Annotated in this window: 21 protein-coding genes; 12 read left to right on the forward strand and 9 right to left on the reverse strand. The window is 47.2% G+C overall.

What is annotated here, in order from left to right; all coding sequences use genetic code 11:
- The first annotated feature begins 3 nt into the window (after positions 1–3).
- On the forward strand, positions 4–216 hold the full coding sequence (gene rpmE, locus H595_RS0105460; protein WP_027670299.1) for a 50S ribosomal protein L31: 213 nt from the start codon (positions 4–6) through the stop codon (positions 214–216).
- Between the two features lie 533 nt (positions 217–749).
- Entirely contained in the window at positions 750–1,988 is a 1,239-nt protein-coding gene (locus H595_RS0105465) for a malic enzyme-like NAD(P)-binding protein (RefSeq protein WP_027670300.1), read from the forward strand.
- A 61-nt stretch (positions 1,989–2,049) separates the two neighbouring features.
- Here H595_RS0105465 and H595_RS0105470 read toward each other — a convergent pair whose 3' ends face one another.
- The 3 genes from H595_RS0105470 to H595_RS0105480 form a co-directional block, all read right to left on the reverse strand.
- On the reverse strand, positions 2,050–3,669 hold the full coding sequence (locus H595_RS0105470; protein WP_027670301.1) for a methyl-accepting chemotaxis protein: 1,620 nt from the start codon (positions 3,667–3,669) through the stop codon (positions 2,050–2,052).
- A 153-nt stretch (positions 3,670–3,822) separates the two neighbouring features.
- Complete coding sequence (gene ppa / locus H595_RS0105475; protein ID WP_027670302.1) at positions 3,823–4,350, reverse strand: inorganic diphosphatase; 528 nt, start codon at positions 4,348–4,350, stop codon at positions 3,823–3,825.
- Positions 4,351–4,437: 87 nt separating this feature from the next.
- Positions 4,438–5,406, reverse strand: a complete 969-nt coding sequence (locus tag H595_RS0105480; protein WP_027670303.1) for a class 1 fructose-bisphosphatase — start codon at positions 5,404–5,406, stop codon at positions 4,438–4,440.
- A 142-nt stretch (positions 5,407–5,548) separates the two neighbouring features.
- Here H595_RS0105480 and mpl point away from each other — a divergent pair, with 142 nt between their 5' ends.
- From mpl to H595_RS0105525, 9 genes are all read left to right on the forward strand, one after another.
- On the forward strand, positions 5,549–6,907 hold the full coding sequence (gene mpl, locus H595_RS0105485; RefSeq protein WP_027670304.1) for a UDP-N-acetylmuramate:L-alanyl-gamma-D-glutamyl-meso-diaminopimelate ligase: 1,359 nt from the start codon (positions 5,549–5,551) through the stop codon (positions 6,905–6,907).
- A complete protein-coding gene (locus tag H595_RS0105490; RefSeq protein WP_027670305.1) occupies positions 6,907–7,548 on the forward strand; it encodes a flavin prenyltransferase UbiX in 642 nt (213 codons plus the stop codon). The genes mpl and H595_RS0105490 overlap by 1 nt, the downstream gene beginning before the upstream one ends.
- A complete protein-coding gene (locus H595_RS0105495; protein ID WP_027670306.1) occupies positions 7,545–8,471 on the forward strand; it encodes an ABC transporter ATP-binding protein in 927 nt (308 codons plus the stop codon). Before H595_RS0105490 ends, H595_RS0105495 begins: the two co-directional genes overlap by 4 nt.
- On the forward strand, positions 8,468–9,241 hold the full coding sequence (locus H595_RS0105500) for an ABC transporter permease (protein ID WP_027670307.1): 774 nt from the start codon (positions 8,468–8,470) through the stop codon (positions 9,239–9,241). Before H595_RS0105495 ends, H595_RS0105500 begins: the two co-directional genes overlap by 4 nt.
- Before the next feature lie 139 nt (positions 9,242–9,380).
- Positions 9,381–11,027 (forward strand): pyridoxal-dependent aspartate 1-decarboxylase PanP, encoded by a 1,647-nt coding sequence (gene panP, locus H595_RS0105505; RefSeq protein WP_027670308.1) that lies wholly within the window; start codon positions 9,381–9,383, stop codon positions 11,025–11,027.
- Positions 11,028–11,099: 72 nt separating this feature from the next.
- Positions 11,100–11,738: a DUF2959 domain-containing protein gene (locus H595_RS0105510; RefSeq protein ID WP_027670309.1), complete on the forward strand. Its 639-nt coding sequence runs from the start codon at positions 11,100–11,102 to the stop codon at positions 11,736–11,738.
- A gap of 52 nt (positions 11,739–11,790) precedes the next feature.
- Complete coding sequence (locus H595_RS0105515) at positions 11,791–12,009, forward strand: hypothetical protein (protein WP_027670310.1); 219 nt, start codon at positions 11,791–11,793, stop codon at positions 12,007–12,009.
- Between the two features lie 440 nt (positions 12,010–12,449).
- Positions 12,450–14,330, forward strand: coding sequence for an SLC13 family permease (locus H595_RS0105520; protein WP_027670311.1), 1,881 nt, complete (start codon positions 12,450–12,452; stop codon positions 14,328–14,330).
- A complete protein-coding gene (locus H595_RS0105525; protein WP_027670312.1) occupies positions 14,327–16,684 on the forward strand; it encodes an SLC13 family permease in 2,358 nt (785 codons plus the stop codon). The genes H595_RS0105520 and H595_RS0105525 overlap by 4 nt, the downstream gene beginning before the upstream one ends.
- A gap of 27 nt (positions 16,685–16,711) precedes the next feature.
- Here H595_RS0105525 and panC read toward each other — a convergent pair whose 3' ends face one another.
- The 6 genes from panC to dksA form a co-directional block, all read right to left on the reverse strand.
- On the reverse strand, positions 16,712–17,554 hold the full coding sequence (panC, locus tag H595_RS0105530) for a pantoate--beta-alanine ligase (RefSeq protein ID WP_027670313.1): 843 nt from the start codon (positions 17,552–17,554) through the stop codon (positions 16,712–16,714).
- Positions 17,555–17,559: 5 nt separating this feature from the next.
- Positions 17,560–18,351 (reverse strand): 3-methyl-2-oxobutanoate hydroxymethyltransferase, encoded by a 792-nt coding sequence (gene panB, locus H595_RS0105535; protein ID WP_027670314.1) that lies wholly within the window; start codon positions 18,349–18,351, stop codon positions 17,560–17,562.
- A 53-nt stretch (positions 18,352–18,404) separates the two neighbouring features.
- Complete coding sequence (gene folK, locus H595_RS0105540) at positions 18,405–18,905, reverse strand: 2-amino-4-hydroxy-6-hydroxymethyldihydropteridine diphosphokinase (protein ID WP_037053748.1); 501 nt, start codon at positions 18,903–18,905, stop codon at positions 18,405–18,407.
- On the reverse strand, positions 18,905–20,380 hold the full coding sequence (pcnB, locus tag H595_RS0105545) for a polynucleotide adenylyltransferase PcnB (RefSeq protein ID WP_084153483.1): 1,476 nt from the start codon (positions 20,378–20,380) through the stop codon (positions 18,905–18,907). The genes folK and pcnB overlap by 1 nt, the downstream gene beginning before the upstream one ends.
- Before the next feature lie 108 nt (positions 20,381–20,488).
- On the reverse strand, positions 20,489–21,382 hold the full coding sequence (gene gluQRS, locus H595_RS0105550; RefSeq protein ID WP_027670317.1) for a tRNA glutamyl-Q(34) synthetase GluQRS: 894 nt from the start codon (positions 21,380–21,382) through the stop codon (positions 20,489–20,491).
- A 1-nt stretch (position 21,383) separates the two neighbouring features.
- The gene (gene dksA, locus H595_RS0105555; protein WP_027670318.1) at positions 21,384–21,833 is read right to left on the reverse strand and encodes an RNA polymerase-binding protein DksA; all 450 of its coding nucleotides are present in this window, start codon (positions 21,831–21,833) and stop codon (positions 21,384–21,386) included.
- A gap of 256 nt (positions 21,834–22,089) precedes the next feature.
- On the opposite strand from dksA, the gene pepB reads away from it, so the two are divergent.
- A complete protein-coding gene (gene pepB / locus H595_RS0105560; protein ID WP_027670319.1) occupies positions 22,090–23,382 on the forward strand; it encodes an aminopeptidase PepB in 1,293 nt (430 codons plus the stop codon).
- Positions 23,383–23,452: the final 70 nt, after the last annotated feature.

Consider the following 23,452-nt stretch of genomic DNA (forward strand, 5'->3'; position numbering starts at 1 on the left):
GCCATGAAACCAGGTATTCACCCAGAATATAAAGAAATTACTGCAACCTGTACTTGCGGTAACGCATTCAAAACTAAATCTGCACTGTGCAAAGACATCCACTTGGATGTGTGCTCTGCATGTCACCCGTTTTATACTGGTAAGCAGAAAGTGTTAGACGTAGGCGGCCGTGTAGACCGTTTCAAAAAACGTTTCTCTGTACTGGGCAATCGTTAATTGGTTCCAGCATAGCCAAACGAAAAAAAGCACCGCAAGGTGCTTTTTTTATACCTGTCTATCAAGTTGGGTGTTTTTTGAACAAATAATCAATATTACGCAAAAAAATATATTAAAAATCGTGTATTTAGCTGTTATGCAACTAACTTTATCACTAAATAGACGGCTATACGCCTATTTTTCAAGTAGTTAGTTCAAAGCGGGTACCGGTAAAAATTTATAATTACGCAATTATATCGCGTTTCTATCTGCATGATTTGGCACCGTTTTACCATGAATATGCAAAGCGAATAGTTATGTTTCTAAAATTTATACAAACGGCCAGTTCAAGGGGTTGGCGATCACCACGTAACTTGCTATAAACACCTTGATTACGACTAAGGTGGTATTGCAGAGTAGCGTTTTTTACGCTGGTACGATCAGACCGATTCCGGTTCTCTTCAAGCAAACGGATCTTTAGAATAAGCCACCCTCAAGCGTAATATCATAACTATAACGTTGCGCGACCTACAACAAACGGCAGGATAGAACAGATGTCAGATTTCAAAGAACAAGCATTGCATTACCACGCTTACCCTAAGCCAGGTAAAATCAGTATTGAAATTAGCAAGCCTGCTGAAACTGTAACTGATTTAGCATTGGCATATAGCCCTGGTGTTGCTGAGCCAGTACGGGAAATTGCGGCTGATGTTGATAATGTTTATAAGTACACCGCTAAAGGAAATTTAGTTGCAGTAATTACTAATGGTACGGCAATACTGGGTTTGGGGAATTTAGGGCCTATGGCATCTAAACCCGTTATGGAAGGTAAGGCGTTATTATTTAAGCGATTTGCTAATCTAGACTCTATTGATATTGAAGTTTCTCACCGCACGACAGAGGAGTTTATCAATACGGTTGCTAATATTGCCGACACTTTTGGCGGTATTAATCTGGAAGATATCAAAGCACCTGAGTGCTTTGAGATAGAAAAAGAACTGATTAAGCGTTGTAAAATCCCAGTGTTTCATGATGATCAACATGGTACTGCTATTGTTACTGCAGCAGGCATGCTTAACGCACTTGAAATCCAGGGTAAAGACATTAAAAGTGCCATTATTGTATGTATGGGAGCAGGAGCAGCGGCGATAGCCTGTATGGAGCTCTTAATTAAATGTGGCGCCCAGCGTGAGCACATTTATATGCTAGATACTAAGGGCGTTATCCATACCCGCCGCAACGATTTAAATCAGTACAAGTTGTTGTTTGCCAATAATACCGATAAACGCACACTAGAGGACGCGTTGTCAGGCGCGGATGTTTTTGTCGGTGTATCTGGGCCAGATGTATTACCTCCGCAAGCGCTAAAACTGATGGCTGAAAAGCCGGTAATTTTTGCCTGTTCGAATCCAGATCCTGAAATTAAGCCAGAGCTGGCCCATGCCGTACGCAATGATATTATTATGGCGACGGGCCGTTCAGATTACCCGAACCAGGTTAATAATGTTTTGTGTTTCCCGTTTATTTTCCGTGGTGCGCTGGATGTACGTGCCAGTGTGATTAACGATGAAATGAAGTTAGCGGCGGTAAACGCCATTCGTAGTATTGCTAAAGAGCCGGTACCACAGGAAGTGCTAACGGCAGCTAAAGTCAGTGAGCTGAGTTTTGGTAAAACCTATATTATCCCCAAACCTATGGATCCCAGGCTATTACCGCGGGTTGCTAAAGCGGTAGCCGAGGCCGCTGTTGCCTCGGGTGTTGCACGCATAGCGTTGCCGGATAATTATTACTAATTTTTTGCTCATTATGGATAAAAAAGCCGGTTTAAAACCGGCTTTTTTCACTGCACTATTATTAAACGCGGAATAGGCGGGTAATATTTTCTAAATTTTGTGCCAGTGACGCGAGCTCGCTACTGGCTTTAGCAATATTGTTAGCACTTTCGGAGCTGTGCTCGGTGTTGGTATATATTTCGTCTACGTGATGGACAATATTACTCGCCATTTTTTGCTGATCATCTGTAGCATCTGCAATCTGCTGATTCATTAAGCGAATTTGAGTAATGCTTTTGGTGATCATTTGCAACGCATCACCAGCCTGATTTGCTGACTGCACACTATTATCGGCTTGAGCGGTACTTTGCTGCATTTTCTGCACCGCGAGACGCGCGGCAGTTTGCAGTTGTTCAATTGTACGCTGAATTTCCTCAGTTGATTTTTGTGTGCGAGATGCCAAAGTACGAACTTCGTCCGCTACAACAGCAAATCCTCGTCCTTGTTCACCGGCTCTGGCTGCTTCAATCGCGGCATTCAGTGCCAGCAGATTTGTTTGTTCAGCAATACCTTTAATTACGCTAAGTACTGTGCCAACCTGATTCGCATCTTTTTCAAGCTGCATAATAACGTCGGATGCGTCTTGCACATTACCGGCTAACTGCTGAATATTTTGTACTGTAGAGATTACAGTTTGCTGGCCTTGGCCTGCCGCTTCGCTTGATTGAGTGGCTGCAGCGGCAGCTTCGTTTGCACTGTTAACTTCTGCCACCACGCTGGCACTCATGTCGTCAACGGCATGTTTAGCCTGATTTGCCGCATTACGTTGCTGGGCTATAGTTTTATTGGTGTCGTCAGTGAGCTCGCGTAAATCCTTTGCTAAAGCAGACAGCGGCACTGCCGTATTAATGATGTCTTTAACAACGTGCTGAAGCTTTTGCATAAAGGTGTTGAACCAGTGAGCTAAGTCACCTAACTCGTCCTTATTGTCGCTGTGAATTCGCGCGGTTAAATCACCGTCTTCTTTGGCTAAACTCTGCAGTGAGCTAATCATACTACCTAAGCTACTCTGAATGCCCCTAGCTACTGGAAAAGCGGTACCAAACAGTGCGATAAAGGTGATGGCACCCATAATAACGCCTACCCAGATTAATCTACCCGCTTGCTCACTAGCGTCATCAATGCTGGTCGTAAACTGTTGCAGCCTTTGGTCACGGAATTGTGTCAACAGTTTCTCGGTTGTGTCGTAGTCAGCATTCATTTTCTCTGAGCGCTGCGGCAGCGTACTGTAATCTGCCGTATTGTTGATCATCTCTTGTGAGACTTTATACGCTACCTGGTAGTAAGCGTCGTAGCTTTGGCTAATTTTACTAACGGGGGTTCCGTAATCGTTATTAAGCTTGGCTATGGTGTTAAGACCTTCCGCGAACTGCTTGCCGAAGTTTGCTGCACCAGTCAGTGCTTCCTCATCACCAGTGGTGACAGCACTTGCCAATGAATCTTTTATTCGTTCAAGCAACACTAGCGAGCTTTGCGATGCCTGCAAAACCGGAAATTGTACATCTCGGGTTTGTTCCAGCGTTTTTACGTTATTTAGGGCGGTATTGCTTGCCAAAATAAGGTAGATAACAAAACTTAGTGTACCAATTAATGGTATTAAGTAGATTTTCTTCGCGATAGACAGACGTCGTAACACATCCATACTGCAGGCCTCTGTGATATTGATGGAACATTATTAGAATTTGTTTAAAGTTAGTATAGTGCTTTAATTTCGCAAATGCTTGTTGTTGTTAGAATTGATAGGTAGAAAAAACAAAGCCCGTAATATTCCGGGCTTTGGTCAAATTAGAGTCGATTATTTTTTTGCCCGTTCAAAGGACGTCATGATTTCAGCTTTAGCGGCTGCAGCATCGCCCCAGCCATTTACTTTCACCCATTTACCGGCTTCAAGTTCTTTGTATCGCTCAAAAAAGTGCTGGATTTGCTTTTTCAGCAGCTCATCTACATCACCGATGTCTTGAATATGGTCGTAAAGTTTGGTGAGTTTGCTTACTGGTACGGCGATAACTTTTGCATCTTCGCCTGATTCGTCTGACATAAACAACACACCAACAGGGCGGCATGTGATCACTGCACCAGGAACCAGTGGGTATGGTGTTGGCACCAATACATCAACCGGGTCACCATCAAGCGATAAAGTATGATTAACAAACCCATAGTTACATGGATAAAACATAGGTGTGGCCATAAAGCGATCTACCCACACGGTGCCAGTATCTTTATCAACTTCGTATTTAATTGGGTCGGCGTTGGCCGGAATTTCAATAATTACGTTAATTTCTTCTGGCAGGTTTTTACCTGCTGCAACATCGCTTAAGCTCATGGCCTGATCCTTAGGTTTTAATACAAGATTATAAATATGCTTCGTTAAAATTGGCGCTTATTATAGCGCCAGCGATAAAAATGGCTATTACTTGTGATAGGCAACGCAGCTTTCTACTTCGTGTTTGGAGCCTAATATGACCGCAACGCGCTGGTGTATGTCGGTTGGTACAATATCCATAATGCGTTCGTAACCGGTAGAGCTGACACCACCAGCCTGTTCTACCAGAAAGCTCATTGGATTGGCTTCATACATTAGTCGCAGTTTGTCAGGTTTGTTGGCATCTTTAGTATCACGTGGGTAAGCAAAAATACCCCCTCGGCATAATACACGGTGCACATCACCCACCATCGCCGCTATCCAGCGCATATTGTAGTTTTTACCGCGCGGGCCTTCTTTGCCTTTAAGCAGATCATCAATATAGGCCTGCATGGCAGGTTGCCAGTAACGCTGGTTAGACATATTAATGGCAAACTCAGCGGTGTATTTGGGAATAGCAGCTTGCTCTTCGGTGAGTAAGAAACCGCCATAGGTTTTATCCAAGGTATATAACCGTGTGCCTTTGCCAGTGGTTAAGGCCAACATGGTCGAGGGGCCGAAAAGAACATAGCCTGCGGCAAGCTGTGCGCTGCCTGGCTGTAAAAACTGACTGGCGTCTTCGGCAGCTTTATCTGCTTGCGCAGGTAGAATTGAGAAAATAGTGCCAATTAAGCTGTTAATGTCGGTATTTGACGAGCCATCTAATGGATCAAAGGTCACCAAATATTTTCCATCAGGGTTACCCGCGACCGTGTCGTCTTCTTCTTCTGAACTAATAGCTTTAACAACGCCGGTATCTAAAATAACTTCTTTTAGCAATTCGTTGGCAATAATATCGAGCTTTTTCTGCGTTTCCCCTTGAATATTTTGTCCAAGGGTAGAACCTAATACCCCAGCGAGTTCACCCTGACTAACCCTAAATGATATCTCACGACAGGCGGCCAATATGGTTTTAATCAGTGAAATCAGGTCACTATCGACTCCGTCCTGTTGCAGTACTGGCGATATGCGGCGCATGTAGTAGGTTCCTTATGGGTAATTATATTATTTGGACAGTAAAGGCTTGGCTATTTTAAAGAATTTATCAGCAAATTGCAGTTGTTACTGCCAACAAGTTCATATTTGCTACAATGGCGACAGCTAATTTTCAGGAATTAATATGCATATTCATATTCTCGGCATTTGCGGCACCTTTATGGGCGGTATTGCGGCTATTGCAAAAGCACTGGGGCATAAGGTTACCGGCTCTGACGCTAATGTATATCCACCAATGAGTACTCAGTTAGCGCAGCTTGGGATTGAGTTAACCCAAGGCTGGGACCCCGCGCAGTTTGAGCCTACACCGGATCTGGTTATTATTGGTAATGCCTTGTCGCGCGGCAATGTTGCGGTTGAGTATGTATTAAATACCAATTTACCTTACACTTCAGGCCCACAATGGCTGGCAGAACAGGTGTTGCACGACCGTTGGGTGCTGGCTGTGTCGGGCACCCACGGCAAGACCACTACCAGCACCATGCTGGCATGGATTTTAGATTATGCCGGTTTAAAGCCCGGGTTTTTAATCGGCGGCATACCGCAAAACTTCGATTGTTCAGCACGACTGGGCGAGTCACCGTTTTTTGTCATTGAAGCAGATGAATATGACACCGCATTTTTTGATAAGCGCTCTAAGTTTGTGCATTACCGGCCGCGAACATTGGTCATTAATAATCTCGAATATGATCATGCGGATATTTTCCCTGATTTAGCGGCTATTCAGCGTCAGTTTCATCATTTATTGCGCATGGTTCCGTCTAACGGCTTGGTTTTGGCACCGGAAGATACTGTGGCGGTTAAGCAAACGCTGGATATGGGCTGTTGGAGTGAACGACAGAGCTATGGTAAAGATTGGCATGCCAAGTTAATACAATGTGATGGAAGCCACTTCTCATTGCATTATTGCGACAACATGCTGGGCGAACTTAACTGGCAACTTAGCGGCCAGCATAATGTTGATAACGCCGTCATGGCTATTGCTGCAGCGCGCCACGCCGGCGTGCCGGTTGCTATTGCACTGGAAGCGTTAGGTCGTTTTGTGGCGCCAAAGCGGCGTATGGAGCTAAAAGCTGATGTAGCAGATATCAAGGTTTATGATGATTTTGCTCACCATCCAACAGCGATTAGCACCACCTTGCAGGGTATTAGAAATAAAGTAGGCCAAAACCGGGTACTTGCCGTACTAGAACCGCGCTCAAATACGATGCGTATGGGCGTGCATCAGGCCGCGTTGCCATTGTCTTTGGCATTAGCAGATTTGGTGTTTCTGTATGAGCCTGCCAATGCCAATTGGTCGTTAGACTCGCTTTGCCGCGCCTTGGCACCAAAAGCCACTCTGTCACAGGATATCGATGCGTTAGTCAGTGTGTTGTGTGAACAAGCACAGCATGGTGACAGCATTGTTGTAATGAGTAATGGTGGTTTTGGCGGCATTCACGATAAGCTAATTGCGGCATTAAAACGCAAATGGGAGCATTAATGACAACGTCACACGAGATTACGCTGGCTTTTAGCGGGGCTTCCGGTGCACCTTACGGTTGGCGCTTACTTGAGCTATTGCTGGCGCAAGGCATTAAAGTACATTTGTTAGTTTCTAGTGCCGCCAGAGTTGTTTTTGCTACCGAACACGACATTAAACTTCCTGCTGCACCGGAGAAATGCACCCAAATGCTGCTGGCGCATTTTGGTTGTGATGTCGGGTTGTTAAAAGTGTACGGCAAAGATGATTGGTTCTCGCCGGTAGCATCTGGTTCTGCGGCGCCCAAACAGATGGTTATTTGCCCATGTTCTACCGGCACTGTTTCCAGTATTGCCGTTGGCGCTAGCGATAACTTAATTGAACGTGCGGCGGATGTGGTGATTAAAGAAGGCGGCCAGCTTATTTTAGTACCGCGTGAAAGCCCGCTTAGTGCTATCCATCTTGAAAACTTACTGAAACTGGCCAAACTGGGGGTCACCATCATGCCTGCAGCGCCTGGTTTCTATCATCAACCTAAGCAAATCAGTGATTTAGTCGATTTTATGGTGGCGCGTATTTTAGACCATTTAAAGGTGCCACATCAGTTATTAAGTCGTTGGGGATATAGCGGTAATACAACGCAGACAGGAGAACAACATTGAGTTTAGCTTTAGACATAACAAACCTGCATAAGGTGTATAAAAGCGGCACTGTGGCGCTAAGGGGTATCAATTTACAGGTACAGCAGGGCGATTTTTTTGCGATGTTAGGCCCTAATGGCGCGGGTAAAAGTACAGCTATTGGTGTAATTAGCGCGCTAGTAAACAAAACCCAGGGCAGCGTGAAAGTATTTGGTTATGACATTGATACCGAACTGGAAGCTGCGAAAAGTCAATTGGGGTTAGTGCCTCAGGAGTTTAACTTTAATCAGTTTGAAACTGTGCTGCAGATTGTTGTCAATCAGGCTGGTTATTACGGTGTGTCAAAGCCGCTGGCGTTAGAGCGGGCGGAAAAATACCTGGGGCAGTTAGGGCTGTGGGAAAAACGCCTGGCCAGTGCTCGGGAGCTATCTGGCGGCATGAAGCGACGTTTAATGATTGCCCGTGCATTAATGCATGAGCCTAAACTGCTCATTTTAGACGAGCCCACTGCAGGTGTTGATATTGAACTGCGGCGTTCTATGTGGGAGTTTTTACGCAAAATTAATCAGCAGGGGGTCACAATCATTTTAACCACGCATTATCTGGAAGAAGCGGAAATGCTGTGCCGGAATATTGCCATTATCGACAAAGGCCAAATTGTTGAAAATACCACAATGAAATCTTTGCTTGCCAAGTTAACGAAAGAAACCTTTGTACTGGATCTTGCCGCTGAGCCTTCTGGCATCAAGCTTGATGGCTTTGGCTGGCGCGCGTTGGAAGGGCAAAGCATTGAAGTTGATGTGGACAAAGCCCAAGGGCTCAATGCTATTTTCGCTCAGCTGACAGCACAGGACATTAAGGTGTTATCAATGCGCAACAAAGCAAACCGGCTGGAGGAGTTATTTGTCTCCCTGGTTGAACATGGCCGTGGAGGTGCACAATGAGCCAGGCCAATTATATCGTTGCGGTAAAAAGCATTTTAAATAAAGAAACGAATCGTTTTTTACGCATTTGGATCCAAACCTTGGTGCCACCGGCCATTACGATGACGTTGTATTTTGTCATTTTTGGCAGCCTGATAGGGTCGCGTATTGGTGATATGGGCGGTTTCAGTTACATGGAATTTATCGTGCCCGGCCTGATAATGATGTCGGTGATTACCAATTCCTATTCTAATGTTGCGTCATCTTTTTTTAGTGCTAAGTTTCAGCGCAATGTGGAAGAACTATTGGTTGCGCCTGTACCCAATTATATTATTGTGCTTGGCTTTATTGGCGGTGGTATGGCCAGGGGCATGTTGGTGGGGTTAATTGTAACCATTTTATCGTTATTTTTTGTCACCATCCAAATTCATAATTTAGCCGTGATCATTATTACCGTAACGTTAACCTCTATGTTGTTTTCACTTGGTGGCCTAATAAATGCGATATATGCCAAGACCTTCGATGATATCAGTATCATACCAACATTTGTGCTTACGCCATTAACCTACCTTGGCGGTGTGTTTTACTCGTTAACCTTGTTACCTGGCTTTTGGCAACATGTGGCCGCACTGAACCCGGTTGTCTACATGGTTAATGCTTTTCGCTATGGTTTTCTGGGTGTAACTGATGTCAGTTTATGGTTAGCGCTAGCAGTGGTAGTGGGCTTTATTGTGGTGCTGTTTAGCTATGCCATGTACTTGATTAATCGCGGCATTGGCTTACGTAGTTAGCCTACGCCTGAATCGCGCCTTAACCGGTCTGGCCAGTGTGACATTTTTTTGCAGACATTTTTCAACGCTTGCAGTAAAGTGACCGCCTTTTCCAGGCCGTTTTAGTAACTGCTAAACCAGTATGTAGAGTAGCAATAGCATGACCGAACCGAGCAAACGACAGGCAACTGCGTCAGAAGAGGCGCTTTGGCGCATCTTCACGGTGCCGGAAGCGCCTGACTCTACACTGAGCATCATAGAGCAGAATCTTTCACAGAACCTGGCCGGTTTTTTACGTGAAAGTATCGTCGCGGTAGAAAAACCTTTATGGCAGATTGAGCGTGACTTTCAGGCTCATCATATTCCACAAATGCCTAATTTCGTTTCTGACTACGCCGAAAGCTTGATGCAAAAACTGGTTGCGCATTCGGTGCACACCGCCGCGCCTAGTTTTATTGGTCATATGACGTCTGCACTGCCTTATTTTGTGTTGTCGCTGTCAAAAATGATGGTGGGGTTAAACCAAAATCTGGTGAAAATTGAAACCTCCAAAGCCTTTACACCAATGGAGCGTCAAGTGTTGGGCATGATGCATCATTTGGTGTATGGCGAAGGTGACGGCTTTTACAAAAAGTGGATGCACAGCGCGAATCATTCTCTGGGTGCATTCTGTTCTGGCGGTACCATTGCTAATATCACCGCGTTGTGGATAGCACGAAACCGGTTGCTTAAAGCAGACGGTAACTTTAAAGGTATAGCGCGAGAAGGCTTGTTTAAAGCCATGAAACACTATGGCTATGAAGGCCTGGCAATTTTGGTGTCCGAACGCGGGCATTATTCTTTGGGCAAAGCGGCAGATGTGTTAGGCATAGGCCGAGAGTCGCTGATTGCGGTTAAAGCTGACGCCAATAATAAAATTGATACTGTGGCATTGGCCGATAAAATGGCTGAGTTGAAGGCAGCCAATATCAGGGTATTGGCTATTGTAGGTGTAGCGGGTACTACTGAAACCGGAAATGTCGATCCACTACATCAACTGGCTGATATTGCTGAGCAGTATCAATGTCACTTTCATGTTGATGCGGCATGGGGCGGTGCAACCTTGCTGTCCGACAAATACCGTCATTTGCTTGCAGGTATCGAGCGTGCAGATTCGGTGACTATTGATGCGCACAAGCAAATGTATGTACCAATGGGAGCCGGCATGGTGGTGTTTAAACATCCTTCTGCGGCGCATGCCATTGAGCATCATGCTGAGTATATTCTGCGTAAAGGTTCAAAAGATCTCGGTAGCCAGACACTGGAAGGGTCACGCCCGGGTATGGCGATGTTGGTGCACGCCTGTTTGCAGGTGATTGGCCGTGACGGCTATGAAATCTTGATAAACCGCAGTCTGGAAAAAGCCCGCTATTTTGCCACGCTTATTCAACACAATATTGATTTTGAACTTATTACCGAGCCAGAACTTTGCTTGCTAACCTACCGCTACGTGCCTGCCCTGGTACAACAAGCGATGGCTAAAGCCAGTGCTGAGCAGTTACAACGCTTTAATGAATTGCTAAATGGCCTGACCAAATTTATTCAAAAACGCCAACGTGAAGAAGGTAAGTCGTTTGTCTCTCGTACCCGCCTGACGCCAGCCCGCTATAACCGCCAGGAGACCATTGTGTTTCGTGTGGTGCTGGCTAATCCGTTAACCACAGAACAAATACTGCATGATGTACTGGTAGAGCAAGATCAGTTGGCGCAACTGGATAAAGACTATTACCCTAAGCTGCTGCAGTTAGCAAAAGAACTGGCGGCGTAATCTACGCCGTTTGTCCTTAGCCGCGTTACAGGCTATTATCTGTCGAAAATGATATAGCAACGGACTGATTTTATGCGTTATCTTTTGGTTTTACTGCCTTTATTACTAAGCCTTAGTGCGTGTCAAACTGCGTATTATTCCGCTATGGAAAAAGTGGGCGTGCATAAACGCGATATTCTGGCCGATAGGGTAGAAGAGGCACAGGAGTCACAGCAAGAAGCACAACAGCAGTTTAAATCAGCACTGGAGCAATTTAGTAGCCTGATTAAATTTGATGGTGGCGACTTACAGCGGGTTTATGAGGCAACCGACAGCGAGTTTCAGGCTTGTAGTGCAGCAGCTGAAGACGTATCGGCGCGAATTAATAGTATTGAATCTGTAGCGGATGCGCTGTTTGACGAGTGGCAGGATGAACTGGAGCAGTACACCAATACCTCGCTAAAACAAGACAGTGCAAGAAAACTGGCTAATACCAAACGGCAATATAACAGCTTGTTGAAAACCATGCGGCGTGCAGAAAAGAGTATGCAACCGGTATTGGCATCGCTTAAAGATAATACCCTGTATTTAAAGCATAACTTAAATGCAAAGGCGATAGGCGCCTTGCAGGGCGAATTTAATTCGGTGCAAAAAGACATTAACCGGTTAATAGATGATATGAATAAAGCCATTGCCCAATCAGAGCAATTTGTGGCAACGTTAAAACAGTAAAGCTTGTCTGCCGGTATGTAGGCAGCTTAACGTTATTAAAAAGGAGTGAGTTATGGCAGGTCAGGGGTCTGGCGGCAATGTGATTGCAGCCTTATGTAATGTGTTTATTCCGGGGTTAGGTCAGCTGGTGCAAGGCCGTATTCTAGCGGCGATTATTTTCTTTTTAGTCTGTGTGGCCGGTTATGCCACCTGGTTTTTGGTGATACCCGGTATTATTGCTGTAATAGTGCATATCTGGGCCATTATTGACGCCGCTAAGTTCAAGCCATAGTTCAAGGCCATAGTTTTAGCCGGTAACGGCTACCCCTTAGGTTTATGTTATTTTCACACCCAGACATAGCGGCTTTGCAGTAGCGACAGCCGCTTAATGTATTGCGGCAAGCCGCATTGTTGTTCTGCACCGGCCTAAATAACCCCAGTGCCTGTATTAATTTGGTGCCACTATTAATCCAGGTGAAAATACTGCAAATCAAACGCCCTGGATACTGAACCGCGCCAAGCAGTGCAGTTCATCTGGATACTTTGGGCTAGCGTAAAGTTTTTTCATAAAACAGGTTTCCTCTAAACATCCTGGCTACAGAGCATAGCCATCAGCATGGTTATAATTTGAACTGTGACATTTTTTCTGCCTTGATGTAGTACATTACTAATGAGTCATTGTGGCCGGTAAAACGCAGCTGCACAGAGTTTAATCAACCTAGGGAATGCATTATGACGGCGGCACAATGCATGACTATTCTGATTTTACTGCTCACTATCGGCATGTTTTTATGGGGCCGCTGGCGCCATGATATGGTAGCGCTGGCTGCGTTACTTGCTTGTGTGCTTTGCGGTGTTATCGACCCGGCCATTGCGTTTAATGGGTTTGGCCATCCTGCCGTTATTACTGTGGCATGTGTTTTGGTGTTAAGTGCAGGCCTGCAAAGCTCTGGCGCGGTGGATGTGCTTGCCAGGCATGCGATGCCGAAACATGCCGGACTTATGCTGAGTATGGGGGTGCTGGTTGGTATGGGCGCACTCCTGTCCGGTTTCATGAATAACGTCGGTGCGCTGGCATTGCTGATGCCGGTAGCGCTGCAGCTTGCCAACCGCCTGGAAGTGCCTCCCGGGCGGATCCTGATGCCGCTGGCGTTTGGTACTATTTTGGGCGGAATGACAACTATGATTGGCACACCGCCGAATTTAATAGTGTCCGGCTTTCGTGCACAGCAAAGCAGTAATGGTTTTGCGATGTTTGATTTTACCCCGGTAGGACTTGCAGTTGCATTGACAGGCTGCGTGTTTGTGGTATTGGCCTGGCGTTTGGTGCCGGCGCGAAAGCAAGCCGGCACGGAGGGGTTTGAAACCGGCGCTTATTTGACCGAAGCGCGAGTAACAGAAAACAGTAAAATTGCTGATAAGCGCTTAGTCGACATAGAACATGAATTCGATGATAGTGGTGCGCAAATTGTCGGCCTTATCCGCAATGATGTGAAAATAAATGCACCCAGCGGCGGGCGGGTGATTCGAGCCGGTGATATTTTAGTGCTGGAAGCTGAGGTTGACTCATTAGGCGCGGTATTATCTGCTTTGGGCCTGGAGTTGGAAGAATCAGTAACGGTAGATAAGCCGGTCAAAAGCGAGCAGCAAGACGTTGAGCAATTGTCGGCGGGACAAGCAAAAAATAACGAGGCTGAACCCGCAGGTAAAAATTCAACAGCTCAAAAAGCACAGGACAATAAGTCGTCTAGTAGTGAAGATATCGTGTTAATTGAACTGGTCGTGCGGCCCGAGTCAAGCTTACAAGGCCGTTCAGCTACCAGTATTATGTTGCGCTCGCGCTACAGTTTGAATTTGCTGGCAGTGTCCCGTGATGGCGGTCGTTCAAAGTCACGTTTACGAAACTTCAGAATGCAAGCGGGTGATTTGCTATTGATGCAAGGAACCAGAGAAAGCGTGCTTGAATTCGCCAATGACTATGGCTGCGTGCCCCTGGCAAAAAGAGAGTTAAACATTCCGGATAAACGTCAGGCTGTGCTTGCTGGAATAATTATGTTTTTTGCAGTGGCCGGCGCTGCTTTTGGCTTGCTACCGGCAGCCATTTCATTTGCTTTGGGCGTGCTGGCGTCAATGGTGTTTAAAACGGTGCCTGCGCGCTCAGTGTATGCCGCGATAGACTGGCCGGTAATAGTGCTGCTGGCAGCACTTATTCCTGTAGCAGGTGCCATGGAAGCCACCGGTGCCGCAGCGCTAATTGCCAGTTTGTTGATGGAATATGTCGCCCGGGGCAATGCTGTAGTGGCACTGGCCATGGTATTAATTATTACTATGTTTCTATCTGATTTAATGAATAACGCGGCTACAGCAGCTGTAATGTGCCCTATTGCTATTAGTGCTGCTTTGGCGCTGAACGTTAATGCTGACTCGTTCCTGATGGCGGTGGCAATAGGGGCATCTTGCGCATTTTTAACGCCGATAGGCCATCAGAACAATACGCTAATACTGGGCCCAGGCGGCTTTAAATTTGGTGATTACTGGCGTTTGGGCTTGCCTTTGGAGTTGTTGGTTGTTGTTGTAGCTACGCCGTTACTTTTGCTGTTCTGGCCATTATGACAGCTGACATTGCTCTGGTATTACTTCTGCTGCTTGCAGCTCTTGTATTGTTTGTAACCGGCTGGCTGCGGATGGATGTCGTCGCTTTGCTGGTGTTGTGCGTGCTGGCCTTGTTGGGGTTGGTATCACCTGCTGAGGCTGTCAGTGGTTTTAGTAATCCGGCTGTGATCACGGTTTGGGCCATGTTTATTATGAGTGAGGGGTTAACCCGCGCCGGTATTGCCGATGGCATCGGCCGCAGGGTTATCCGCTTGTCCGGCAACAGTGAAGTACAGATGATCATAGTGATTATGCTGGTTGCTGGCGTGTTATCAGCTTTTATGAGTAATATCGGCGTGGTTGCCTTATTGCTGCCGGTAACTGTAGACGCGGCGAGGCGTTGTGGTATTGCGCCGGCCAAGGTCTTAATGCCAATGGCGTTTGGCGCCATGCTAGGCGGGCTAATTACTTTAATTGGCACACCGCCTAACTTACTGGTAAGCATAGCGCTGGAAAAAACCGGCCAGAATGGTTTTCACTTATTTGATTTTGCGCTGATTGGCTTACCGGTTTTACTGGCGGGCACTTTGTTTGTTGCCTTTATTGGCCGTCACCTGCTGCCTGATACCGATCCTGACCGTGCCAGCCTGGCGGGCAGTAAAAACCTTAGTGATCAATACAGCCTGCAAGAGCGGATCTTTGCTTTGCGTTTGCCTACACCGTCATTGCTAGCCGGACACACACTGGAAGAGTCCGGCTTGATTAATACCGTCGGGCTAATGGTTATCGCCCTAACGCGTGGCAATGAAACGTTTACCCTGCCATCGGGGCAAACGGTGCTTAAAGCCGGTGATATTTTGCTGGCCCAAGGCAAATTCAGCCGTTTTGAACGGCTACGTAGCTGGAACTCCTTAACCATTGAGCGCGAAGCCCCGTTATTACATAAAAAGTTGTTGGCGGCCAGTACAATTGCTGAGCTGGAGCTTGCTGCCGACAGTGGCTTGGTGGGGGAAGCGTTGCAGCATTACCGGTTTCGTGAGCTTTATCAACTGAATGTGTTGGCGGTAAAGCGTGCAGGTCAGATACTGCGCACCCGGCTGGCTGATACATTGTTGGCTGCTGGCGATAAAATCTTAGTGCAGGGCAGTCAGGGTGCGTTAGATGGCATCAATAAGCATACCGCTTTCAGTGCTGTGCGTGTGCTGAGTTCTGACGAAGTAAAACAGCATTACAATTCGGACGAGCGGCTGTTTGTGTTGGGCTTACCGGCTGACAGCCCGCTGGTCGGCTGCACCTTTGCGGATAACCGGCTTGGCGATGCCTTTGATTTTCGCTTGCTGGGCTTGTTTCGCCAGGGCGAAATTATTCAGCAGTTTCACTCTGACGATAAGCTGGAAGCAGGGGACTTACTGCTGATCCAAGGCGGCGAAGAGGACCTGGATATTCTGCGCGGTTTTAAAGAACTGGAACGGCTGGACGACATGTCGCCGTATCTGGATTTACTCGCTAAAGGTAAGCTGGAGCTGGTCGAAGCAACATTACACCCGCGCAGTAAATACCTTGGCAAAAGTGTCAACGCGCTGCAGCTTGATAAACGTTATAAAGTCGAAGTGTCTGCCATTTGGCGCGAGGGCCGCGCTTATCGCTCTGCGCTGGGCAGTATGTTGCTGCAAGCCGGTGATGCGTTATTAATTGTTGGCCCGCGCTCGCGGTTGGCAAGGCTTACAGACAGCGAACATCTGATAGTGATGAATCCAATACAGTTGAAACCAGTCGATGCGGCTAAAGCACCTCTGGCTGCAGGGCTGATACTACTTATGATTGCGCTAACGGTAACCGGCGTATTACCGGTGTATCTGGCGGCTATTTTTACAGCCACTTTAATGGTGGCTAGCCGTTGTTTAACCATGGAACAGGCGTATGCCGCCATTGACTGGCGTTCTATTTTTCTGATTGCCGGCATGTTGCCACTGGGGTTGGCGATGCAGCACTCCGGTGCAGCAGCCTGGTTGGCAAACGGAGTACTGGCAGGCCTGGGGCAATTTGGTCCCCTGGCTGTGATGGCAGGGTTGTATCTGGTTACAACCCTTGGCACCCTGGTTATTCCAACCGTTGCGCTGGTGTTGATTATGGCTCCGATTGGCATAATGCTGAGCAGCTCGCTTGGGATAAATGCTCAAAGCGCGATGATGGTGGTGGCCGTAGCGGCTACCAGCCTGGCTAGCCCGGTATCGCATGCAGCCAATACGCTGGTGATGGGGCCGGGCGGTTATCGCTTTATTGATTACTTAAAGGTGGGTGGTCCGCTAAGTTTACTGTTATTTATTATTACAATGCTGTTGTTGCCACTGTTTTGGCCGCTAACCCCGGCGTGACTGAGCGCCGGGTGTAGCAACTAGCTCTCAGATTTCGATATTATCAATTAGCCGCGTGGTACCCAGCCAGGCCGCAGCCAAAATCACTTTAGCTTGCTCTGCCGAAGTGGCCAGGGTTAGATCGGTTTGGTCAGCGATATTAATATAATCTGTAGTAAAACCAGCGGTATTCAATTGCTGTTTAGTGTGCTGCTCTAAGCTGCGGTAATCATGGTTACCATTGAGAATGCGACTACGCAACTGTTGTAACAACGTATGCAGCGACGGCGCGATAGCGCGTTGTTCTGCACTAAGGTAACCATTGCGCGAACTTAATGCCAGGCCATCTTCGGCACGCTCTGTTGCTACGCCAATAATCTCAACTGGCAGGGATAAGTCGATTACCATCTGGCGGATAATTGCCAGTTGCTGATAATCCTTTTGGCCAAAACAGGCAATATCGGGCTGTACCAAATTAAACAGCTTACACACTATGGTAGATACCCCACGGAAATGGCCGGCACGGCTGGCACCGCAGTGCAAGTCACCTAGCAGTGGCACGTCAACATAAGTTTGTACATCCAACCCCCGCGGATACATCAGTTGCGGCGTTGGCGTAAATACCGCATCCGCGCCGTGGGCGCTTAACCCGGCGCAGTCTGCATCCAGTGTACGCGGATAATTATCAAGATCTTCATTTTTGCCAAACTGCATTGGGTTAACAAAGATACTGACAATCACCCGATCAGCGCGGCTTTTTGCCACATCAACCAGCGTTAAGTGGCCATTATGCAAGTTGCCCATGGTGGGTACGAAGGCAATGCGCTCGCCGTTTTGACGCCAAGCACTGATTTGCGCCCGCAGGGCTTGAACAGAGTTAATGATCTTCATCGGGCTTAGAAACTGTGGTCGTTAGTAGGAAAGGTTTGGCTTTTTACTTCACTGACATAAGCGGCAATTGCGCTTCTAATCTCACCAGTTTGTGCCAGATAGTTTTTAGAGAATTTTGGAATATAACCACTGCTGATACCGAGTAAGTCATGCATTACCAGTACCTGACCATCGGTAACATTACCGGCACCAATACCGATAACTGGTATGCTTAAAGCATCAGTAATGCGTTTAGCTAATGCAGTAGGAATGCATTCCAGCACCAGCAATTGGGCACCCGCATCTTGCAAAGCTTTTGCCTGCGCCAGCATAGCATCGGCGGCTGCTTCGGTTTTACCCTGCACTTTATAACCACCAAAAATATGCACCGACTGCGGTGTTAAGCCTAAATGGCCGCACACTGGCACGCCACGTTCAGTTAGCGCTTTTACGGTAGGGAGTAAAAAATCACCCCCTTCCAGTTTTACCATATTAGCTCCGGCATGCATTAGCGGCACCACACTTTGTAATGTTTGCTCTAACGTGCCATAGCTCATAAACGGCATATCAGCTATTACGAATGCATCGGGTGCTCCGGCGCGCACAGCGCGGGTATGGTAAGCAATGTCACTAATGGTTACTGGTAGCGTATCGCTGCGCCCCTGCAGTACCATGCCAAGTGAGTCGCCAATTAACAGCACGTCGACGCCTTGTTCGGCAAATAATTTAGCAAAGCTGGCATCATAGGCCGTCAGCATGGTGATCTTGTCACTTTGCTGTTTCATTTTCTGTAATACGGCAGTGGTAATTTTAGCCATAATCTTCTCATCAGACCATTAATGCAGGTGGCGCAAGATCGCACAAAGTGCGATCAGCTGCAACTGCTATGAAGTTTCTGCAGGCCATTTATCGGCACTTGCTTTAGTAAAGAGGATAATACAGTACCATCCGGCAGGCGAAGTTCTGGGGCAATTTCATGCAGAGGATATAGTACAAATTCACGTACTTTCATACCGTAATGCGGCACGGTGAGGCGTGCTGTTGAAATAGTCTCATTACCATACAACAGTATGTCCAAATCTAACGTGCGTGGACCCCAGCGCTCAGCTTTGCGCTTTCGCCCATGTTGCTGTTCTATCTGTTGCAACGCGTCTAATAACTGCTCAGGTGAGAGCGAAGTATCGATAGCGACGACAGCGTTAACATAGTCTGGTTGGTCTTGCGGCCCCATAGGTTTCGACGCATAAAAACTTGATACCTGCTGCAATATACTTTGCGGTAGCCGTTGTAATTCGTCTACCGCGTGTTGTAGTTGCAAACCAGGTTGGTCTAAGTTGGCACCTAAGCCGATGAAACACCGAATTAAAGCCATTATTCTGCTGTGCGTTTACGTTTATAGTTGCGCCGACGACGTGGGCCCTTGTCAACGCCTTCCTTGCCTAACTGATTAATAAGCTGCAAACGGTCGGTGTCGTCAGCAAACTGAAAACGCTCCCACCACAAGGCAAGTTCTGTCAGGTTACCGTCTTCTGCCTGCGCCCGTAATTGCAAAAAGTCAAAGGCACCGCGAAATTTTGGTTGCTCGAGTAATTTAAATGCGCGACGACCGGCACGTTTTGTCAGGCGGCTTTGTAACGCCCAAATATCGCGCATAGCCAGGGTAAAACGCTTCGGAATGGCAATAGTACGCTGCACATCATCCAGCACCTCTGTCATGGCGATATTCATCGCGTCAAGTTCGCTAAGTCCATCCGTTACCAGTGTTTGACAGCGAAGCTCTACCGGATACCACATTAACGCGGCGAAAATAAACGCCGGTGTTACGGGTTTTTCCACGGCTACGCGCGCATCGGTGTCTTGCAGTGCTTTGGTCGCTAATTGAAACGCTTTGCCTTCAGGTTCTTGTTTTAATAGCTTGTCTAACTGGGGTAACAGCTGCTTGAGTACGCGGGTGTCACGCATCAGCATAAAGTTATCAAAGGCTTTTCCAGCCAGCAGTAATTTAACCAGCTCATCAAATAACCGCGGTGGCGGAATATTTTTTAACATTACAGCCAGCTGTGGGATTGGTTCTGCAGCGGCTGGCGCTATTTGCATATTCAGCTTGGTAGCAAATCGAATGGCACGTAAAATGCGTACCGGATCTTCGCGATAGCGCGTTTCCGGGTCGCCAATGAGCTCAATTTTACGCTCAGCGATAGCTTGCATACCGTTAGCAAAGTCGTACACCGAGAAGTCATTTACGGAGTAGTACAGCGCATTAATAGTAAAGTCACGCCGTTCGGCGTCTTCTTCAATTGAGCCGTACACATTGTCACGCAGTATTTGGCCATGGTCGCTTAAGCTGGATGTTTTTAACTTAGGTGCGGTTTCGGCGTCATCTTCAGTACCACTGTGATGGCCACGGAACGTTGCTACTTCGATGATCTCTCTACCAAATACGACATGGGCTAAACGAAAACGGCGGCCGATTAGACGGCAGTTACGAAACACCTGTTTTACCTGCTCCGGTTTAGCATTGGTAACCACATCGAAATCTTTTGGCTTAATACCGAGCAATAAATCGCGAATACAGCCACCAACCAGATAGGCATCAAAACCGGCATCCTTTAACCGGTACAGCACTTTAAGTGCATTAGGGCTGATATCCTTGCGCGAAATAGCATGTTGGTCGCGGCTTAAACGCTGAACTTGGGGCAATAAACTGGCACCCGCAGCAATACGCGGGGCATGAGAAGGCTTAGCTATCGCTTTTTCTTTACGAGCTTCCGTGGCGTTGTTTGCCTTGGCCTTGCCACTGTCTGCCTTTGGCTTGCCACTAAGGGTGCGGCGGCAAAAATCTAACACGCGTGAAATAATGATTATTCTCCTGAGCAGTGCAACCTTTTGCTGCACGTTAAAAAAACGGCTAATAATACCGCAGCTACGCAAAAAAAAGAACGAAACAGGCGCTGCTTAACGATATTCTATGGCGTTTATTTCCATTTTTGCCGGTACCTTGGCCAATTGCCAGTTATTACATGCCCAGTTTAACTGTTCAGCCACTGGTGCTTGTTGCAATTCCCGGGGCGGTAAATGACCAAGAAAATCAAGTACTGCAGTTAAAACCTGAGGTTGTGACCATTGGCTTACTGCCGGGGCATGATTTTGTTTGCTAAGTTTAAGTCCTGGTTGCAATACCGCTAACGGCAGGTGACCGTAGCGTGGGGCTTTGGCGCCGAGCAATTGGCATAGGGCTTGTTGGCGTGGTGTCATCTGGATTAAATCTGCACCGCGTATAACTTCGGTAATGCCTTGATCAATATCATCAATAACAACCACAAGTTGATAAGCAAACAGGCCATCACGGCGTTTAATGATGTAATCTTCTGCCGCCAGTTCTGCCGGGATTTGTTGCTGGCCAAATAACAAATCAGCATAACAACTTGGTACATTGCTACTACGTAAGCGCCAGGCAAGTGGCTCGTGACATAAGTTTAGTGCAGCACAATGGTTAGTATAAAAGCCACCCATGGCACTAATGTGTTTGCGGGTACATTGACAACCATATAGCAATTGCTGTTGTTGTAGTTGGGCAAAAACATGCTGATAACGGTCTAACCGCTGGCTTTGATAAAGTACAACGCCATCCCAGTGCAAACCATATTGTTCTAAGGTACGCAGGATATCGCTGTCCATACCTGACACCATGCGAGGAGTGTCAATGTCTTCCATCCGCACTAGCCATTGCCCAAACTGACTTTTTGCTTGCAGATAGCTACCAACAGCAGCAATTAGAGAACCAAAATGAAGCGGGCCGGAAGGCGATGGCGCAAACCGGCCTATATAAGCAGAGGAAGCAATGGGCATCTTAGCCGCCCATTTGCTTTTCCTTGATTTCTGCTAAGGTTTTGCAATCGATACACATATCAGCCGTAGGACGGGCTTCTAAGCGACGTATACCAATTTCAATACCGCAGGTATCACAAAAACCAAAGTCTTCATCTTCAATTTTTTGCAGGGTTTTCTCAATTTTTTTCAGTAGCTTACGTTCACGGTCACGTGCTCTAAGCTCTAAACTAAACTCTTCTTCCTGCGCAGCACGGTCCACAGGGTCCGGAAAGTTTGCTGCTTCGTCGGCCATATGATTCTTAGTACGGTCAACTTCTTCGCGCAACTGCTGACGCCAGGCGTCAAGTATGCGACGGAAATGTTCCAGTTGCTTCGGGTTCATATACTCTTCCCCGACAGCTTCCTGATATGGCGCTACGCCTGCAAGAGCTAGTAAGCCCAGCGTTTTGGTAGTATTGCCCTCTGGCATGATCATCTCCTGTATAATGCCAAGCAAAAAATATGGCGGCTATAGATAGCAGAATATTGCTAGCATCGCAATCAGATTTAAAAGACGCGGAAGTATACAGACTGCCAGCATGGCCGTCATCTTTTTTCAGCGGTTATCCATTCGAAGGGGATTTTGCCCATTGTAACAGCCGAATAGCGTCGTGGTGTTTTGCGGTTAGAGCCTTGTGATACACTCTGACAAATAACTAAGATGCGTTACGCGTAAAGGGGGACAAATGACTGACGTAGTGCAAATTACGCTGCAACAACATTCTGCGGACACTAAATGGGGCAAGGCATTATTTTCGCCAATAGCAGATGGATTTCAGCTGCATTTTAATATCCATGACGCCACGCGCAGTGTGCAAAAAGCGGCACGTAGTCTAGAGAGTCTTGGCTTGCTGCAGGTGCAGCTTGCTGGTGACGGTTGGACAATAGCATTGCAGTGGGCGTTTTATCAGGGGTTTTGCACGGCGAAAAAACACAATGGTGTGCTGTTTTGTGGTGACGCTGACACTCAGCGGCAGTTGCAACACATGGTGCAATGTTTTAGTTGGGCAAAGCAGCTAACGAACCAGACCCCAGACGAGTTGTATCCAGAGCAACTGGCAATATTAGCGGCGCGTTTTATTGAGCAAGTGGCTGCCAAAGGCACAGTGCAAAGCCAGATTTTATTGGATGAGCAGTTACTTGCCGCTGGCTGGCATGGTTTACATGCGGTTGGACGCGGCAGCGCACGCAAACCTGCAATGCTAATTTTGGATTACAACCCAACGGCAAACGCTGATACGCCTGTAAGTGCGGCGTTGGTAGGTAAAGGTATAACCTTTGATAGTGGCGGTTACTCTATCAAAGCGACCGAAAGCATGCTCACAATGAAATGCGATATGGGTGGAGCTGCAACGGTGACGGCTGCTTTGGCATTAGCCATTTTGCAAGGCCTTAATAAACGGGTTCAATTAATATTATGCTGTGCGGAAAATCTCATTAGCAGCACAGCGTACAAGCTTGGCGATATCATCACCTATAAAAACGGCACTACGGTTGAAGTTGTTAATACTGATGCAGAAGGGCGTTTGGTATTGGCCGATGGCCTGATGTGTGCAGCAGAAAGTGGCGCAAACCTTATCATCGATGCTGCAACCTTAACAGGAGCGGCAGTTACTGCAGTTGGCGCTGAGTTTAATGCCTTGTTTGCTCTGGATAAACAATTAGCGCTAAAAGCCTTAGCGTATGCCGAGCAATCTGACGAACCTACCTGGCAGCTGCCTCTAGAGCATTGGCATAAGCAACAATGCCCTTCGGCCTATGCCGATACGGCCAATAGTCGACCCGTAAAAGGTGGCGGCGCAGGTGGCGCAAGTAATGCTGCAGGTTTTCTCAGTCGCTTTGTGCCGCATGACGGGAAGGGCTGGTTGCACTTTGATTTAGCTGCCGCATTTAATAATAGTAATAATGGTTATTGGGCGGCAGGCGCCACAGGCCAAGGCATAAGAACAATAAGCACAACACTATTGGCGGAAGTGTAATATCACCTCCCTTTTAGCTTAGCAAGCTTGGTTGAGCATACTGAGTTGAGCATACTTAGTTGCTCAGAAT

The sequence above is a fragment of the Rheinheimera baltica DSM 14885 genome (genome assembly GCF_000425345.1).
In the GTDB taxonomy this organism is placed as follows: domain Bacteria; phylum Pseudomonadota; class Gammaproteobacteria; order Enterobacterales; family Alteromonadaceae; genus Alishewanella; species Alishewanella baltica.